General features: G+C 71.3%; 14 protein-coding genes. 5 read left to right on the forward strand and 9 right to left on the reverse strand.

Annotation, left to right across the window (positions count from 1 at the left end):
* Positions 1 to 24 precede the first annotated feature (24 nt).
* Positions 25 to 1,050 carry an ATP-dependent 6-phosphofructokinase gene (locus tag EBH09_RS25640; protein ID WP_121749259.1) on the forward strand — a complete coding sequence of 342 codons (1,026 nt, stop codon included), beginning with the start codon at positions 25 to 27 and terminating at the stop codon, positions 1,048 to 1,050.
* 17 nt (positions 1,051 to 1,067) lie between these two features.
* Here the strand turns inward: EBH09_RS25640 and EBH09_RS25645 are convergent, their stop codons facing one another.
* From EBH09_RS25645 to EBH09_RS25670, 6 genes are all read right to left on the reverse strand, one after another.
* Positions 1,068 to 1,781 (reverse strand): helix-turn-helix transcriptional regulator, encoded by a 714-nt coding sequence (locus EBH09_RS25645; RefSeq protein ID WP_121749260.1) that lies wholly within the window; start codon positions 1,779 to 1,781, stop codon positions 1,068 to 1,070.
* Positions 1,782 to 1,912: 131 nt separating this feature from the next.
* Complete coding sequence (locus EBH09_RS25650; RefSeq protein WP_121749261.1) at positions 1,913 to 2,770, reverse strand: carbohydrate ABC transporter permease; 858 nt, start codon at positions 2,768 to 2,770, stop codon at positions 1,913 to 1,915.
* A 1-nt stretch (position 2,771) separates the two neighbouring features.
* Positions 2,772 to 3,740 (reverse strand): sugar ABC transporter permease, encoded by a 969-nt coding sequence (locus tag EBH09_RS25655; RefSeq protein WP_121749262.1) that lies wholly within the window; start codon positions 3,738 to 3,740, stop codon positions 2,772 to 2,774.
* Positions 3,737 to 5,107 carry an extracellular solute-binding protein gene (locus EBH09_RS25660; RefSeq protein ID WP_121749263.1) on the reverse strand — a complete coding sequence of 457 codons (1,371 nt, stop codon included), beginning with the start codon at positions 5,105 to 5,107 and terminating at the stop codon, positions 3,737 to 3,739. The genes EBH09_RS25655 and EBH09_RS25660 overlap by 4 nt, the downstream gene beginning before the upstream one ends.
* A gap of 106 nt (positions 5,108 to 5,213) precedes the next feature.
* Positions 5,214 to 5,915, reverse strand: a complete 702-nt coding sequence (locus tag EBH09_RS25665; protein ID WP_121749264.1) for a response regulator — start codon at positions 5,913 to 5,915, stop codon at positions 5,214 to 5,216.
* Entirely contained in the window at positions 5,912 to 7,630 is a 1,719-nt protein-coding gene (locus tag EBH09_RS25670) for a sensor histidine kinase (protein WP_121749265.1), read from the reverse strand. Before EBH09_RS25670 ends, EBH09_RS25665 begins: the two co-directional genes overlap by 4 nt.
* Before the next feature lie 154 nt (positions 7,631 to 7,784).
* Between EBH09_RS25670 and EBH09_RS25675 the strand changes: the two genes are divergently transcribed.
* The 4 genes from EBH09_RS25675 (at position 7,785) to EBH09_RS25690 (ending at position 12,446) form a co-directional block, all read left to right on the forward strand.
* Entirely contained in the window at positions 7,785 to 9,188 is a 1,404-nt protein-coding gene (locus EBH09_RS25675) for a cation:dicarboxylase symporter family transporter (RefSeq protein WP_121749266.1), read from the forward strand.
* A gap of 148 nt (positions 9,189 to 9,336) precedes the next feature.
* Positions 9,337 to 9,735, forward strand: a complete 399-nt coding sequence (locus EBH09_RS25680) for a MerR family transcriptional regulator (protein WP_121749267.1) — start codon at positions 9,337 to 9,339, stop codon at positions 9,733 to 9,735.
* 11 nt (positions 9,736 to 9,746) lie between these two features.
* On the forward strand, positions 9,747 to 10,061 hold the full coding sequence (locus tag EBH09_RS25685) for a thioredoxin domain-containing protein (protein WP_121749553.1): 315 nt from the start codon (positions 9,747 to 9,749) through the stop codon (positions 10,059 to 10,061).
* A 168-nt stretch (positions 10,062 to 10,229) separates the two neighbouring features.
* Positions 10,230 to 12,446 (forward strand): AAA family ATPase, encoded by a 2,217-nt coding sequence (locus tag EBH09_RS25690; protein WP_193776558.1) that lies wholly within the window; start codon positions 10,230 to 10,232, stop codon positions 12,444 to 12,446.
* A 10-nt stretch (positions 12,447 to 12,456) separates the two neighbouring features.
* On the opposite strand, the gene glgB is transcribed toward EBH09_RS25690, so the two are convergent.
* The 3 genes from glgB to EBH09_RS39225 form a co-directional block, all read right to left on the reverse strand.
* Positions 12,457 to 14,967, reverse strand: coding sequence for a 1,4-alpha-glucan branching enzyme (gene glgB / locus EBH09_RS25695; protein WP_193776530.1), 2,511 nt, complete (start codon positions 14,965 to 14,967; stop codon positions 12,457 to 12,459).
* A gap of 37 nt (positions 14,968 to 15,004) precedes the next feature.
* A complete protein-coding gene (locus EBH09_RS25700) occupies positions 15,005 to 16,399 on the reverse strand; it encodes a phosphotransferase (protein ID WP_121749269.1) in 1,395 nt (464 codons plus the stop codon).
* Positions 16,400 to 16,497: 98 nt separating this feature from the next.
* Positions 16,498 to 16,732 (reverse strand): alpha-glucosidase C-terminal domain-containing protein (locus EBH09_RS39225; protein WP_238697441.1); only part of this gene is annotated, 235 nt, incomplete at its 5' end.

The raw sequence follows: 16,732 nt of genomic DNA on the forward strand, positions 1-16,732 counted from the left end.
ACAGCGAGCAGGAGACACAGCACGATGCGTATCGGAGTTCTCACCGCAGGCGGCGACTGCCCCGGCCTGAACGCAGTGATCCGGTCGGTCGTGCACCGAGCGGTCGACAACTACGGCGACGAGGTCATCGGCTTCGAGGACGGCTACGCCGGCCTGCTGGACGGCCGTTACCGCGCCCTCGACCTGAACGCGGTCAGCGGCATCCTGGCGCGTGGCGGCACCATCCTCGGCTCCTCCCGGCTGGAGCGCGACCGGCTCCGCGAGGCCTGCGAGAACGCCGGTGACATGATCCAGAGCTTCGGCATCGACGCCCTGATCCCGATCGGCGGCGAGGGCACGCTGACGGCCGCCCGGATGCTGTCGGACGCCGGCCTCCCGGTGGTCGGCGTGCCCAAGACCATCGACAACGACATCTCCTCCACCGACCGCACCTTCGGCTTCGACACGGCGGTCGGCGTGGCCACCGAGGCGATGGACCGCCTCAAGACCACCGCCGAGTCCCACCAGCGAGTGATGGTCGTCGAGGTCATGGGCCGGCACGCGGGCTGGATCGCCCTGGAGTCCGGCATGGCGGCCGGCGCCCACGGCATCTGCCTGCCCGAGCGCCCCTTCGACCCCGCCGACCTGGTCAAGATGGTCGAGGAGCGGTTCTCCCGCGGCAAGAAGTTCGCCGTCGTCTGCGTCGCCGAGGGCGCCCACCCCGCCGAGGGCTCCATGGACTACGGCAAGGGCGCGATCGACAAGTTCGGTCACGAGCGCTTCCAGGGCATCGGCACGGCACTCGCCTACGAGCTGGAGCGCAGGCTCGGCAAGGAGGCCAAGCCGGTCATCCTCGGCCACATCCAGCGCGGCGGCGTGCCCACCGCGTACGACAGGGTGCTCGCCACCCGCTTCGGCTGGCACGCGGTGGAGGCCGCGCACCGGGGTGACTTCGGCCGGATGACGGCGCTGCGCGGCACGGACGTCGTCATGGTGCCGCTGGCGGAGGCCGTGACCGAGCTGAAGACGGTGCCGAAGGACCGGATGGACGAGGCGGAGTCGGTCTTCTAGCCGCCGGACGCCGCCGTTCAGGGGTGCTTCTCGACCGCCGCCCAGAAGATCTCCACGATCCGGTCGAGGAAGTCGCGGCCCGCCTCGTGGGAGTCATCGGTGCCACCGCCCCAGCTGAGGGTGGCGGCCATGTGTCCCTGGTAGTCCTGGTGCAGCACCTGGAGGACGTTCTCCAGGACCCGCCGGTCCAGCGGTGCCACCTTGGCGACCGGGCGCACATAGCCCTGCCAGCGGGTCGTCACGGCGCTCGTCAGCAGGCCGGCGAGCTTCTCCTCGCGTCCCGTGACGGTCACGAAGTCGGGCAGCGCCAGGCCGAGCACGTCGGCGAGGGCGGCCGACTGGCGGTCGGTGCCACGCCAGCCGTCCGTCTCCTCCATCCGCAGGTACGCCGGGAGCGCGATGCCGACGGCACGCGCCACGTCCTCCGGTGCCAGGGAACGGGCGATGCGGTGCTCGCGCAGGGTCTGCGGCCGGCCGATCAGATCACCGGGCGAGCACCACAGCACCCCCGCGAGCGCGGTCAGCTCGGGATTCCGGGGGGAGGCGACGCCCCGCTCCCAGGCGATGACGAGATCCGGGGTGACGTACGGCAGCCCGTACGAGACCCGCATGCCGTGGGCGACGTGCTCGGGGCCCATGTTCAGGGCGGCACGGAGCCGGCGGGCGGCGAGGGCGTTGAACGGGGGACCCGACTGGTTCGGGTGAGGTGAGGGTCGGCGCACGGGCCACACCGTAGGGGTCCGGTGCGGCGCTGACTACGGGCTGTTCAGCCAGCGATACGGATTGTACGAACCTACGGGGGTATGACAGGCGTATTGCGGGCGCAAGCGGACGCGTCCCGCTCACCCCACCACCGTCCCGCTCACCCCTTCACCGCCCCGCCCAGCGCGAATCCCCCGCCCAGCCGCCGGGAGATCAGCACGTACAGCAGGATGACCGGCGTCGAGTAGACGATCGAGAACGCCGCCAGCTGCCCGTACGCCACCATGCCCCGGTTGCCGAAGAAGTCGTTGATGCTCACCGAGGCGGGCATCTGGTCCGGGGAGAGCAGCAGCATGAAGGGGACGAAGAAGTTCCCCCACATCATCACGAACGAGAACACCGTCACCACCGCCACTCCCGGTCCCATCAGCGGCAGCACGATCCGCAGCAGTGACTGGAACGACGATGCCCCGTCCGTCCAGGCCGCCTCCTCCAGCTCCTTGGGCACGCCGTCCATGAAGTTCTTCATCAGCCAGATGGCGAAGGGCAGCTGGGAGGCGGCGAAGAAGAAGATCGTCCCCTGCATGGTGTCGATCATGTTCACCCGCACGAAGAGGGCGTAGACCGGCACCATGATCGCGGTGATCGGAAGGCTGGTCGCGAACAGGATGGTCAGCAGGAACGGCCGGTTCAGCCGGGACCGGAAACGGGAGAGCGGATACGCCGCGAGCGCCGCGCACACCACCGTCAGCAGGGTCGCGCCGCCGCACAGGACGAGGCTGTTGAGCAGCGGGGTGAAGGTGATCTCCGGGGTGAGGATCGCGTCGAAGTTCTCCAGCGTCAGCCCGTCGGGGATCTTCACCCGCAGGCTCGCGCGCGGGTCCAGGGCGGACAGCACCACCCAGGCCAGCGGCAGCACGAACGCGGCGGCGGCCACCAGCAGTCCGGCGTCGGCGGCCAGCCGGCGCCGGTTGCGCCGGGAGGCGGGGGCGCGGCGGGACGCGAAGGTGGATGCCATGTCAGACCTCCGTCCGCAGCAGGCGCAGGTACACGACCGAGAACAGCGAGCCGATCAGCAACAGCAGTAGCGCCACCGCCGTGCCGTAGCCGATCAGGCTGTTCTGGAAGGCCTGCTCGTACATGAACAGCGGCAGCGTCTGGCTCTTGCCGCTCGGGCCGCCCCGCGTCATCACCCAGATCAGGCCGAAGACCGACAGGGTCTGCAGGGTGTTCAGCATCAGGTTGGTGCCGATGGAGCGCCGGATCATCGGCAGCGTGATGTGCCACATCCGGCGCCAGCCGCTCGCCCCGTCCACCTCGGCGGCCTCGGTGACCTCTTTCGGGATCTCGTTCAGGGCGGCCGAGTACACCAGCATCGAGAACGCCGTGCCCCGCCACACGTTGGCGAAGGACACCGCCAGGATCGGCAGCGTGAACAGCCAGTTCTGGGACGGCAGACGGAGCCAGTCGAGGATGGCGTTGAGGGTGCCCTCGCGGCGGAAGAAGGCGTAGAGCAGGAAGCCCGCCACCACCTCCGGCAGCACCCATGCCGTGACAACGATGCCGCCGGTGAGCGTACGGACCGGCTTCGAGGCCCGCTGCATCAGCGAGGCCAGCGCGAGCCCCAGGGTGTTCTGCCCGATCAGCGACGACAGCACCGTGAACACCAGGGTCAGCCACACGGCGTTGAGGAACGCCTCGTCCTGGAACGCCCGCCGGAAGTTCTCGAAGCCGACGAAGGACTCCTCGGCCTGCCCGGTGAGCTGGAGGTCGGTGAAGGCGATGACCACGCAGTACGCGATCGGGCCGGCGAGGAAGAGCAGCAGCAGGATGACGGCGGGGGAGACGGGCAGGGCGCGGAAGAGGGCGCGGCGAGTGGTGGCGGACCTCGCGCGACGTGCCGGGTCCGGTGCGGGCGGGCCCGGCGGTGCCTTGCGGACCTCCGGCCCCGGACCCGGACCCGTGTGCTGCGGCGTGGCCGCGGTCACTTGCGGACCACCTGGTTGTCGGTGGCCTCCTTGAGCGCCTCGTCGTAGCCGCGCGCCGCCTCCCCGACCGACATGTCACCGGTCGTCACGCCCTCCATCGCCTCCTGGATGGCGACGGAGACCTTCGGGTACGCCGGGTAGGCGGGCCGGTAGTGCGTGCTCTCGACGAGTTCGGTGAAGAACTCGATGCCGGGCTGGGCGTCGACGTACGCGGGGTCGTCCGCGACGTCCTCGCGGACCGCGATGCCGGAGTTGGCGATGTACCACTTCTGGGCGTTGGCCCTGGTCTGCATCGTCTTGATGAACTCGAAGGCCAGGTCCGGGTTGCCCGCCTTGGCCGGGATCGACCAGGTCCAGCCGCCGGACATGCTCACCTTGCCCGGAGCCTGGCCGTTCTGCGTCGGCATGGCCGCCAGCCCCAGCTCCCGCGACCACTCGGGCCACTCGTGCCCACTGCCCTCCAGCCAGTCCTGCGGCAGCCAGGAGCCGTCCAGGGCGATGCCGAGCTTGCCCTGCGGCAGCAGCTCACCGCGGACCTTGGTGCCGAAGTTGGGGTCGAGCGCGTCGGAGACCTCCGGGCCCAGCTTCTCCTTGTACACCGTCTCGACGAACGCGAGGGAGTCCTCGAACCCCTGCCCCGCCGCGATCCACTTCTTGCTGCCCTTGTCGTACAGCGGGTCGGTGGTGCCGTCGTTCGTGCCGTACAGCAGCATCTCGAAGCCCTGCATGGTGGCCGCCTCACCGGCCGGCTTGCCCGTGTACACGTTGAGGGGGACGACGCCCGGCACCTTCTCCTTGATGGCGCGGGCCGCGGCCAGCACGTCGTCCCAGGTCCTCGGCTGCCAGTCGGCGGGCAGGCCGGCCTCGGCGAAGACGTCCTTGCTGAACCACAGACCCCGGGTGTCCGTCCCGTCCGGTACGCCGTACGTCTTGCCGTCCTCGCCCTTCGCCGCCGCCTTCGCGGTGTCGATGAACTGGTCCCAGTCCTTCCACTTCGCCAGGTACTCGTCGAGAGGCTTCAAGTACCCGCTGGTGATGTCGGAGTTGATGAGGAAGGTGTCCTCGTAGACCAGGTCCGGCGCGGTCTTGGGGGAACGGAGCATCTGCTGGAGCTTGGTGTAGTACTCCGAGTCCGGGGCCTTGATGGGGACGAGCTCGACCTTCTTGCCCGGGTTGGCCTTCTCGAACTGCTTCTTGATGTCGGCGAGATAGGTGTCCATCACCTTGATGGAGTTGTCCGTCGACTGCTTGAAGGAGACCTTCACCGTGTCCGGGTCACCGCCGGAGCCGCTTCCGCAGGCGGCGAGGGTGGTGGAGGCGAGCGCGGTGAGGGTGAACAGAGCGGTGAACCGGACGGTGGGACGCACGGGCACGACCTCCTACGGGCACGACGCTGTGGCCGGGACGGCTGCTCGGCGAACGTAAGAGGACTGGTCTAGTCAGGTCAATGCGTGTGCGGTGGACAACCTGTGTTCATCGGCCCCGCTCGGCCTCGCGGACCCACCGGTACACCAACTCCGGCCGCCCCACCTGCCCGTACAGCGGGCTCCGTCCCGCCCGCCCGGCGTCCACCAGATGCTCCAGGTAACGCCGGGCCGTGATGCGGGAGATGCCCACGGCCTCGGCCACCCCGGCCGCCGTGAGCCCTTTCTCGGTGCCGCGCAGCGCGCCCGTCACCCGCTCCAGCGTCGGCCCGCTCAGCCCTTTCGGCAGGGCGGCCGGGCCCGGAGCCCGCAGCGCGGCCAGTGCCCGGTCCACCTCGTCCTGACCGCTCGCCTCCCCGGCGGCGCCCCGGAACTCGGCGTACCGCACCAGACGGTCCCGCAGGGTGGCGAAGGTGAACGGCTTCAGCACGTACTGCACGACGCCCAGCGAGACCCCCTCCCGCACGACCGTGAGGTCCCGCGCCGACGTCACCGCTATCACGTCGGTGTGATGCCCCGCCGCCCGCAGCGAACGGGCCAGCTGCAGCCCGTGCACGTCCGGGAGATGCAGGTCGAGCAGGAGCAGATCCACCGGCGTACGGTCCAGCACGCGCCGGGCCTCCGCTCCCGTGAGCGCCTTGCCGACGGCCGTGAACCCCGGCACCCGGCCGACGTACATCACGTGCGCGTCGGCGGCGACCGGGTCGTCCTCGACGACCAGGACACGGATCGGCTGCGGGGCGGAGCTCATACGGCGCCCCCGAACCCGGGTCTGCCCGCCAGGGCGTCCGGGGCCGGCGCGCGGCCCCCGGGGGCGTCCAGCGGCAGCCGGGCCTCGAAACGGGCGCCGCCGCCCTCGGCCTCCGTCACGGTCAGGGTGCCGCCGTGCCGCTGCACTGCCTGACTGACCAGCGCCAGCCCCAGGCCACGGCCGCCCTCACCGGCCGGCTTCGTCGAGAAACCCCGCTGGAAGACCAGGTCGGCATGGGCGGGATCGACCCCGGTACCCGTGTCCGACACCCTCAGCACCAGCTCGGACCCGCCCGCCGCCGGGCCCGCGCCGGAGACGTCCTCGTCCCCGGCCGTCCGCCGTCCGCCGGTCGTCTCGGTGTACGCCGCCACCGTCACCCGCGAGGGCACCTCGCCCTGGGCCGCGTCCACCGCGTTGTCGACCAGGTTCCCCAGGATCGTCACCAGGTCCCGGGCGGGCAGGGACGGCGGCAGCAGCCCGTCGTCCAGTCGGCTGTCCTGTGACACCACCAGCTCCACTCCCCGCTCGTTGGCCTGTGCCGTCTTGCCCAGCAGCAGCGCGGCCAGTACGGGTTCGCCGACCGCCGCCACCACCTGGTCGGTGAGCGCCTGCGCCAGCTCCAGTTCGGCCGTCGCGAAGTCCACGGCCTCCTCGGTGCGGCCCAGCTCGATCAGCGAGACGACCGTGTGCAGCCGGTTGGCCGCCTCGTGCGCCTGCGAGCGCAACGCCTGGGTGAAGCCGCGCTCGGAATCCAGCTCGCCCGTGAGCGACTGCAGCTCGGTCACGTCGCGCAGGGTCACCACCGTGCCCCGGTGCTCGCCGCCGGAGACCGGCGAGGTGTTCACCACCAGCACCCGCTCCGCCGCCAGATGCACCTCGTCCACCCGCGGCTCCGAGGCCAGCAGCGCCCCCGTCAGCTGCGCCGGCAGCCCCAGGTCGGCGACCGAGGTGCCCACCACGTCACCGGTCACACCGAGCAGCTCCCGTCCGCCGTCGTTGATCAGCGCGACACGGTACTGCCCGTCCAGCATCAGCAGACCCTCCCGCACCGCGTGCAGCGCCGCCTGATGGTAGTCGTGCATGCGGCTCAGCTCGTCCGCGTTCATACCGTGCGTGTGCCGGCGCAGCCGCGCGTTGATCACGTACGTGCCGACCGCACCGAGCAGCAGCGCCCCGGCCGCCACCCCGAGCAGGGCCGTCAGCTGCTCCTGCGCCCGCTTGCTGATCTCCTCGACCTTGATCCCGGCGCTGACCAGGCCGACCACCCGCCCGGCGTTCTCCACGGGCGTCACCGCCCGCACCGACGGCCCCAGCGTGCCCGTGTAGGTCTCGGTGAACGTCTCCCCCCGCTGCGCGCGCTCGATGTGACCGCGGAAGAGACGGCCGATCTGCTTCGGGTCCGGGTGGGTCCAGCGGATGCCCTCCGGATTCATGATCGTCACGAAGTCCACGTCGGTGTCCCGCATGACCCGCACCGCGTACGGCTGGAGCCGCGCCGTCGGGTCGGGCGTGCGGATCGCCTCCAGCACGGACGGCGAGTCGGCGATCGCGAGCGCCACCGACCTGGCCTGGCGCCCGGCCGCCTCCTCCGCCTGCCGCCGGTCGCTGACGTAGGTGAACAGCGCGTACCCGGCGACCACGACCGCTATCAGCACGGCCTGCATGGCGAAGAGCTGACCGGCCAGGCTGCGGGGGCGGGGGGCGCGGAGGTGCATGCCGTCAGTCTCCCTCCTGGCCTGATTGTGAACGAAATGAACGCAAGGGTGACCGCGCTCACAGCGCGGGAGATAGTCACCGCATCCCCGAAACAAACTCCCGGACGTGAGCCGCACGCCGGTGATGCCGACGACGTCGTCAAGGAGGGCCGCCGTGACCAGCAAAGCCGCTACGGCAGCTACCGCACCCAAAGCCAAGCGGGATCGCACGCACTATCTCTATATCGCGGTGATCATCGCGGTCGCCCTCGGTATCGCCGTCGGTCTGATCCTTCCGGACTTCGCGACCGAGCTGAAGCCACTGGGCACCGGCTTCGTGAACCTGATCAAGATGATGATCTCGCCGATCATCTTCTGCACGATCGTGCTGGGCATCGGCTCGGTGCGCAAGGCCGCCAAGGTCGGCGCGGTCGGTGGAATCGCCCTGGTCTACTTCCTGGTGATGTCCCTGGTGGCGCTCGCCATCGGCCTGGTCGTCGGCAACATCCTGGACCCGGGTACGGGCCTCGCGGTCACCGACGCGGTCAAGGAGACCGGTCAGGCGCAGGTCGACGCGGAGGCCAAGGGCACCGTCGAGTTCCTGATGGGCATCATCCCGACCACGATCGTCTCCGCGTTCACCGCGGGCGAGGTCCTCCAGACCCTGCTGATCGCCCTGCTCTGCGGGTTCGCCCTGCAGGCCATGGGCGCCGCCGGGCAGCCCGTCCTGCGCGGCATCGAGCACATCCAGCGGCTGGTCTTCCGGGTCCTGGCGATGATCATGTGGGCCGCCCCGGTCGGGGCCTTCGGCGCCATCGCCGCGGTCACCGGCTCGGCCGGCGTCGACGCGCTCAAGAGCCTGGCCGTACTGATGCTCGGCTTCTACGTCACCTGCTTCCTCTTCGTCTTCCTGGTGCTGGGCGCGCTGCTGCGGATCATCGCCGGCGTCAACGTCTTCTCGCTCTTCAAGTACCTGGGCCGCGAGTTCCTGCTGATCCTGTCCACCTCCTCGTCGGAGTCGGCGCTGCCGCGCCTCATCGCGAAGATGGAGCACATGGGCGTCAGCAAGCCGGTGGTCGGCATCACCGTCCCGACCGGCTACTCCTTCAACCTCGACGGCACCATGATCTACATGACCATGGCCTCGCTGTACATCGCCGACGCCATGGGCACGCCGATGTCGATCGGTGAGCAGATCCCGCTGCTGCTCTTCCTGCTGGTGGCCTCGAAGGGCGCGGCCGGCGTCTCCGGTGCCGGGCTCGCGACGCTGGCCGGCGGGCTGTCCTCGCACAAGCCCGCCCTGGTGGACGGCATCGGCCTCATCGTCGGCATCGACCGCTTCATGAGTGAGGCCCGCGCCCTGACCAACTTCGCGGGCAACGCCATCGCCACGGTCCTGATCGGCACCTGGACCAAGGAGATCGACAAGTCCCGGGTGGACGAGGTGCTCGCCGGACACGCCCCGTTCGACGAGAAGACCCTCCTGGACGACCACCACGGCGCCGACGACGTCGACGACGCGGACGGCACGCCGGAGGTGCCCGAGCAGGGCGGCGAGAAGGAGCTGGCCAGGGCCTGAGACAGGCCGGTGCGACGCCCCCGCACACGCCGGGCGGCTGAGGTGCTCCCCCCCGTCGCTCAGCCGCCCGGTCCCCCCGGGAAGCCCCGCGCCTTGTGGCGCGGGGCTTCTTGCCTTGACGTCCGCGTCAAGGCTTACGTTCGTCTCCATGCGAATCGGCGAGCTGGCCGCACGGGCCGGGACCACGACGCGGACGCTGCGGTACTACGAGTCGCGGGGCCTGTTGTCCGCGCGGCGTGCCGTCAACGGCTACCGGACGTACGACGAGGAAGACCTGAAGCTGCTGCGGCAGATCAGGACGCTCCAGGACTTCGGGTTCGACCTGGAGGAGACCCGCCCGTTCGTGGAGTGTCTGCGCGCCGGGCACCCCGAGGGCGACTCGTGCCCGGCCTCCCTCGTGGTCTACCGGCGCAAGCTGGCGGAGCTGGACGAGCTGATCGAGCAGCTCACGTCGGTGCGGGCGCAGGTCGGTGCGCAGCTGGCGCGAGCCGAGGCGGCGGTTCCGGGGGGCCCGGAGCCCAAGTGCGAACTGGGAGGACACGCATGAAGAGCAACGGGGTGCCCGAGGTGACGGACGCCGGGTTCGCCGGGGAGGTGCTGGGCAGTGAGCTGCCGGTCCTGGTGGAGTTCACCGCGGACTGGTGCCCGCCGTGCCGGCAGATGGCTCCGGTGCTCAGCGCCCTGGCCGCGGAAGAGGGCGACCGGCTCCGGGTGGTGCAGCTGAACGTCGACCGGAATCCGGCGACCACGAACGCGTACAAGGTGCTGTCGATGCCGACGTTCATGGTGTTCCGCGACGGCGAGCCGGTGAAGTCGATGGTGGGCTCCCGGCCCAAGCGGCGGCTGCTGGAGGAGCTGTCCGACGTGATCTGACCCGCGCCCGATACGAAGAAATCCCCCGAGCAATTGCGCTCGGGGGATTTCTTTGCGTATATTCGTTGATTCGCGACTTCAGGGAAATGAGGTCACGAAGAAGTTCAGTGAGCATAGTATATCCGGGCGGGAGTGGAATTGTCAAACACCGAATTTCCGGACGATGAATTGCGGCACGAGCAGGAATTCATCGACGGACTGTACGCACGCGTGGACGCGCTGCGCGGCGACACCGAGGTCTCGGTGACCCAGGCGCTCGCGCAGGGCAACACCCCCCAGCAGGCCCGGCTGGAGCGGGACATCCTGGTCGCCGAGCGCTCCGGGCTGCTCGCCGCGCTCAACGCGGTGGACGGTTCCCTCTGCTTCGGCCGGATCGACCTCACCTCCGGTGCCGGCCACCACATCGGCCGCATCGGCCTGCGCGCCGACGACGCCGAACGCACCCCGGTCCTGATCGACTGGCGGGCCGACGTCGCCCGCCCCTTCTACCTGGCCACCGGCCACACCCCGATGGGTCTGCGCCGCCGCCGGCACATCGCGAGCGAGGGCCGCACGGTCACCGCCCTGCACGACGAGATCCTCGACCTCGGCGACGAGACGCGCACCGGTCACGAGGACCCGTCCGGCGACGCCGTGCTGCTCGCCGCGCTGAACTCCGCGCGCACCGGCCGCATGGGCGACATCGTGCAGACCATCCAGGCCGACCAGGACCGCATCATCCGCGCCCCGCACCGCGGCGTCCTGGTCGTCGAGGGCGGCCCCGGCACCGGCAAGACCGCCGTCGCCCTGCACCGAGCCGCCTACCTCCTCTACGAGCACCGCGAGCTGCTCGCCAAGCGCGCCGTACTCATCGTCGGCCCCAACCCGGCCTTCCTCGGCTACATCGGCGAGGTGCTGCCGTCCCTGGGCGAGACCGGCGTGCTCCTCGCCACCGTCGGCGAGCTGTTCCCCGGCGTGAAGGCCACGGCGACGGACACGCCCGAGGCGGCGGCCGTGAAGGGCCGCGCCGACATGGCCGACGTCCTCGCCGAGGTGGTCCGCGACCGCCAGGCGCTGCCCGACCCGGTCATCGCCATCGAGCACGACCGCGAGATCCTCATGCTCGACGACGACCTGGTCAACGTCGCCCGCGAGCGCACCCGCGCCGCGAAGCTGCCGCACAACGCGTCCCGCGAGCACTTCGAGGGCCACATCCTCAACACGCTCACCGACATGGTCGCCGAACGCATCGGCACCGACCCCTACGACGGCACCAACCTCCTCGATCCCAGCGACATCACCCAGATCCGCGACGAACTCGCCGAGAACCCCGAGGTCTGGTCGGCCATCGACCAGCTCTGGCCCCGGGTGACTCCCCAGCGCCTCGTCGCCGACTTCCTCGCCGCCCCCGAGGCCTTCCTCCCCGCCGGGGACGCCGCCGCCGTCCGCCGTCCGGTCACCCGGCGCTGGACCGTCGCCGACGTGCCCCTCCTCGACGAGGCGGCCGAGCTGCTCGGCGAGGACGACCGCATCGCCCGCTCCCGCGCCGAACGCGAGCGGCAGCGGCAGATCGCCTACGCGCAGGGCGTGCTGGACGTGTCGTACGCGTCCCGGACCTACGAGTTCGAGGACAAGGACGAGGAGGACGCGGAGGTGCTGTCGGCGCACGACATCATCGACGCCGAGCGGTTCGCCGAGCGCCACGAGGAGGACGACCACCGCAGTGCCGCCGAGCGCGCCGCGGCCGACCGCACCTGGGCGTTCGGGCACATCATCGTGGACGAGGCGCAGGAGCTGTCCCCGATGGCGTGGCGGCTGCTGATGCGCCGCTGCCCGACCCGCTCGATGACCCTGGTCGGCGACCCGGCGCAGACCGCGGAGGCGGCCGGCGTCGGCTCCTGGTCGAAGATCCTCGCCCCCTACGTCGAGGACCGCTGGGAGCACACCCGCCTGGGCGTCAACTACCGCACTCCGGCCGAGATCATGGACGTGGCGGCGGCCGTCGTCCGCGCCGACGACCCCGCCTTCGCACCGCCGAGTTCGGTGCGCTCCACGGGCGTACGGCCCTGGGTCCGCGCCACCGGCGACCTCCCGGCCGCCGTCGCCGAGGCCGTCCGGGAACTGACCCCGGAGGAGGGCCGCCTCGCCGTCATCGCCCCGCGCGAGCTGCACCACGCGCTCGCCGCCCGGCTGGACGGCGTGACGGCCGGCGCCGAGCCGGACCTCACCCGGAGCGTCGTCCTGCTCGACCCGCGCCAGTCCAAGGGCCTGGAGTTCGACTCCGTCCTGGTCGTCGAGCCCGGCCGGTACGGCACGAGCGACCTGTACGTGGCCCTCACCCGGGCCACCCAGCGGCTCGGCGTACTGCACACCGGGCCGCTGCCGCAGGGGCTGGTGGACGCGTAGCCCACGCCGCCTACGCCGGGCGGAGCCACACCGTCGACAGGGGCGGCAGGGTCAGCCGGACGCTCGCCGGCCGGCCGTGCCACCCCTGCGGCTCCGGTTTGACCGGGCCGGGGTTGCCCACGTCGCCGCCGCCGTACCGCGCGGCGTCGGTGTTGAGCACCTCGTGCCAGGCGGGAACGTCGTCCGGGACGCCGAGGCGGTAGTCGGGGCGGACGACCGGGGCGAAGTTCGACACCGCGAGCAGCGGGGTGCCGTCGGCGTCCAGCCGCAGGAACGCGAGGACGTTGTCCTCGGCGGCGTCCCCGACGACCCAGGCGAAACCCGACGGGTGGGTGTCGCGCTGCCACAGCGCGGGCGTGACCCGGTAGACGGTGTTGAGGTCCCGCACCAGGTCGCGCATGCCCCGGTGGTCCGCCGCCGCCCCGTACTCCGGGTCGAGCAGCCACCAGTCGGGACCGTGCGCCTCGGACCACTCGGCGCCCTGCGCGAACTCCTGCCCCATGAAGAGCAGCTGTTTGCCGGGGTGGGCCCACATGAAGCCCAGGTACGCCCGCTCGTTCGCGCGCTGCTGCCACCAGTCGCCGGGCATCTTCGACACCAGCGACTTCTTGCCGTGCACCACTTCGTCGTGGGATATCGGCAGCACGTAGTTCTCGCTGTACGCGTACACCATCGAGAAGGTCATCTCGCCGTGGTGGTACTTGCGGTGCACCGGCTCATGACTCATGTACTCGAGCGAGTCGTGCATCCAGCCCATGTTCCACTTCAGCCCGAACCCGAGCCCGCCGAACCCGCTCGGCCCCTTGTGGTGCGTGGCCCGTGTGACCCCGTCCCAGGCCGTCGACTCCTCCGCGACGGTGACGACCCCCGGCACCCGCCGGTACACCGTCGCGTTCATCTCCTGGAGGAACGCCACCGCGTCCAGGTTCTCCCGGCCGCCGTGCTCGTTCGGCGTCCACTGGCCCGGTTCGCGCGAGTAGTCCAGGTAGAGCATCGAGGCGACCGCGTCGACGCGCAGCCCGTCGATGTGGAACTCCTCGCACCAGTACACGGCGTTGGCGACGAGGAAGTTGCGCACCTCCCGGCGCCCGAAGTCGAACTCCAGCGTGCCCCAGTCCGGGTGCGCGGCCCGCAGCGGGTCGGAATGCTCGTACAGGGGGCGCCCGTCGAACTCGGCCAGCGCCCAGTCGTCGCGCGGGAAGTGCGCCGGCACCCAGTCCATCAGGACGCCGATGCCGGCCTGGTGCAGCCGGTCCACCAGGTACTTGAAGTCGTCGGGGTCGCCGAGGCGGGCCGTGGGCGCGTAGAAGCCGGTGACCTGGTAGCCCCAGGAGCCCCCGAAGGGGTGCTCGGCGACCGGCATCAGCTCGACGTGCGTGAAGCCCAGGTCCGCGACGTACGCGGGGAGCTGCTCGGCCAGCTCGCGGTACGTGAGCCCCGGCCGCCAGGAAGCCAGGTGGACCTCGTACACCGACAGCGGAGCCTCGTGTGCGGGCGCTTCCGCGCGCCGGGCCAGCCACTCCTCGTCGCCCCACGTGTAGTCCGAGGCGTGCACGACGGAGGAGGTGGCGGGCGGGACCTCCGTACGCCGGGCCAGCGGGTCCGCGCGGAACGTGCGCGAGCCGTCGGGCCGGGTGATCTCGAACTTGTACAGCTCGCCCGCGCCGACGCCGGGCAGGAACAGCTCCCAGACGCCGGTGCCGCCCAGCGACCGCATCGGGTGACCGGTGCCGTCCCAGAAGTTGAAACCGCCGGCCACCCTGACCCCGCGCGCGTTCGGCGCCCACACCGTGAAGCGGGTGCCCGCGACGCCCTCGTGGGTCGCCGGATGCGCGCCGAGCGCCTGCCAGAGCTGCTCGTGCCGTCCCTCGCCGATCAGGTGCAGGTCCAGGTCGCCCAGCGTGGGCCGGAACCGGTACGGGTCGTCCACCTCCTGGGCCGCCCCCTCGTACGCCACCAGGAGCCGGTGGACGGGGACCTCCTGGATCGGCACCAGTCCGGAGAAGAACCCGTCCCCGTCGTCGTGCAGCTCGACCCGCAGCTCACCGGAGAGGACGGTCACCGCCAGGGCGTACGGCCTGAAGGCGCGGAAGGCGACCCCGCCGGGCACGGAGTGGGCGCCGAGTACGGAGTGCGGGTCGTGGTGCGTACCCGCGAGCAGCCGCTCCCGGTCGACGGCGTCCAGGGAGGGGGAGACGGCGACCTCGACCGGCACGGCGGCCTTCACGGCCTTCTCGGCGGCCGGTTTCCCGGCGGTCTTCTTCCTCCCGACCGCCTTCTGCGCGACCGCCTTCTTCCCGACCGCCTTCTTGGCCACGGTCTTCTTCGCGGCGGCCGCTGTCTTCGCGGCCGTCGTCTCGGTGGCGGCCGTCGTCTTGGCGGCGGCCTTCTTGGCGGTCGTCTTCTTCGCGGTCGTCTTCTTGGCCACCGCCTTCTGAGGCGGCGCCGCCTTCTTCGCGGCGCTCTTCTCCTCGGCCGTCTTCTTCGGGTCGGGACCGCTGGACGAGGGGCGGGGGGTCACGGGTGGAGCCTCCTGGACGAGGTGGGATCGGGGGGTGTCATGCCGGTTCGGGTGTGGACAGGCGGCGCACCGCGGACAGGGGCACCGCCAGCCAGTCGGGACGGTGCCGGGCCTCGTACAGGACCTCGTACACCGCCTTGTCCGTCTCGTGGGCGCGCAGCATCACCGGGTCGGTGCGTGGGTCGCTGCCGGCGACCTCCGCGTACCCGGTGCAGTACGCGGCCCGGCAGGAACCGGCCCAGCCCGGCACCGCGGCGTCGGCCGAGTGCGCGGCGTAGTCGAAGGAGCGCAGCATCCCGGCGATGTCCCGCACCGGCGGCTGCGGCAGCCGCCGCTCGGCCAGGGGCTTGGCGGGCTCCCCCTCGAAGTCGATCAGCGACCACCGGCCGGAGGGCGAGCGCAGGCACTGGCCGAGGTGCAGGTCGCCGTGGACGCGCTGGGCGGTCCAGGTGCGGCCCTCGGCGGCCAGGTCGCCCAGCGCCGTGAACGCCGTGCGCAGCGCGGGCACGTACGGCCGGAGCAGAGGCACCGCGTGGGCGGCCTCCTCCAGCCGCTGGATCATGCCGTCGGCGAGCTGCCGCATCTGGCCGTGGCCGAGGGTGACGGTCGGCAGCGCACGGGCCAGCGCGGTGTGCACCTCGGCGGTGGCCCGTCCGAGCGCCCGGGCCTCGGCGGCGAAGTCCTCCCCCTTGGCCAGCTCGCGCAGGGCCAGCTCCCAGCCGTCGGTCGCGCCCTGCACATACGGCTGGAGCACGCCCAGTACCCAGGACCGGCCGGCCAGGTCGGCCACCATCCACCCGGCCGGAGCCGGCACCCGGGGGCAGCCCTCGCGGGCCAGCGCCAGCGGCAGCTCCAGGTCGGGGTTGATACCCGGCACGATCCGGCGCAGCAACTTGAGAATGAACGTATCTCCATACACGACCGACGAGTTCGACTGTTCGGCGGTCATCAGCCGGGGCACCAGGCCGGTGCGTATCTCCTGGTCCGGTTCCCGCTCGAAACGAAGCCCGCCGATGCGGGCCCCGGTGCGCAGCGCCTCCAGGAGCACCTCGGCGGGCCGGGTGTCGTACAGGGCGTCGTAGGCGGTGCGGCCGGCCAGCGGGCCCTCGGTCACACGTCCGATGAGCGCGGGCGCCAGCCGGGGCGGCAGCGCCTCGCGCGCGCCTATGAGCAGCTGGTAGCAGTCGCCGGGCTGCTCGGCCGCGCCCGGTGCCGGAGCGAGCTGGTGGTGGGCGCGGACCAGCACGTGGTACAGGCCGAGACGGGCGTCGGAGGGGAGCAGCTCGGTGGCCGCGACCAGCGAGAATCCGGTGACCGGACGGCCCTTGCCCGCGAACCAGCGTTGCCGCGGCAGCCAGTCCCGCAGCAGCGGATCAAGTGACGCTAGGAGGCCTGGCGGGCTCGTGACGGTGCGTATGACGGCTTCCGACATGGCGTCGCGTCCTTTCCCCGGGTCGTCGGGGTGTTACTGATGCGTGCCCCGGGCGGGGAGGCAGAAACCGCCCGCCCGGGGATCGGGCCGGTCCGGCCCTAGAGAGCGTCGCCGCGCAGCCGGAACCAGTAGAAGCCGTGCCCCCCGAGGGTCAGCAGGTACGGCAGTTCGCCGACCGCCGGGAAGCGGACTCCACCGAACAGCTCGACCGGATGGCGGCCACCGAAGGCGCTCAGGTCGAGTTCGGTGGGCTGCGCGAAGCGGGAGAAGTTGTGGACGCACAGCACCAGGTCGTCCTCGTACTCCCGCAGGAAGGCCAGTACCGCCGGGTTC

It is taken from the genome of Streptomyces sp. E2N166 (assembly GCF_003671715.1).
GTDB lineage: Bacteria > Actinomycetota > Actinomycetes > Streptomycetales > Streptomycetaceae > Streptomyces > Streptomyces thinghirensis.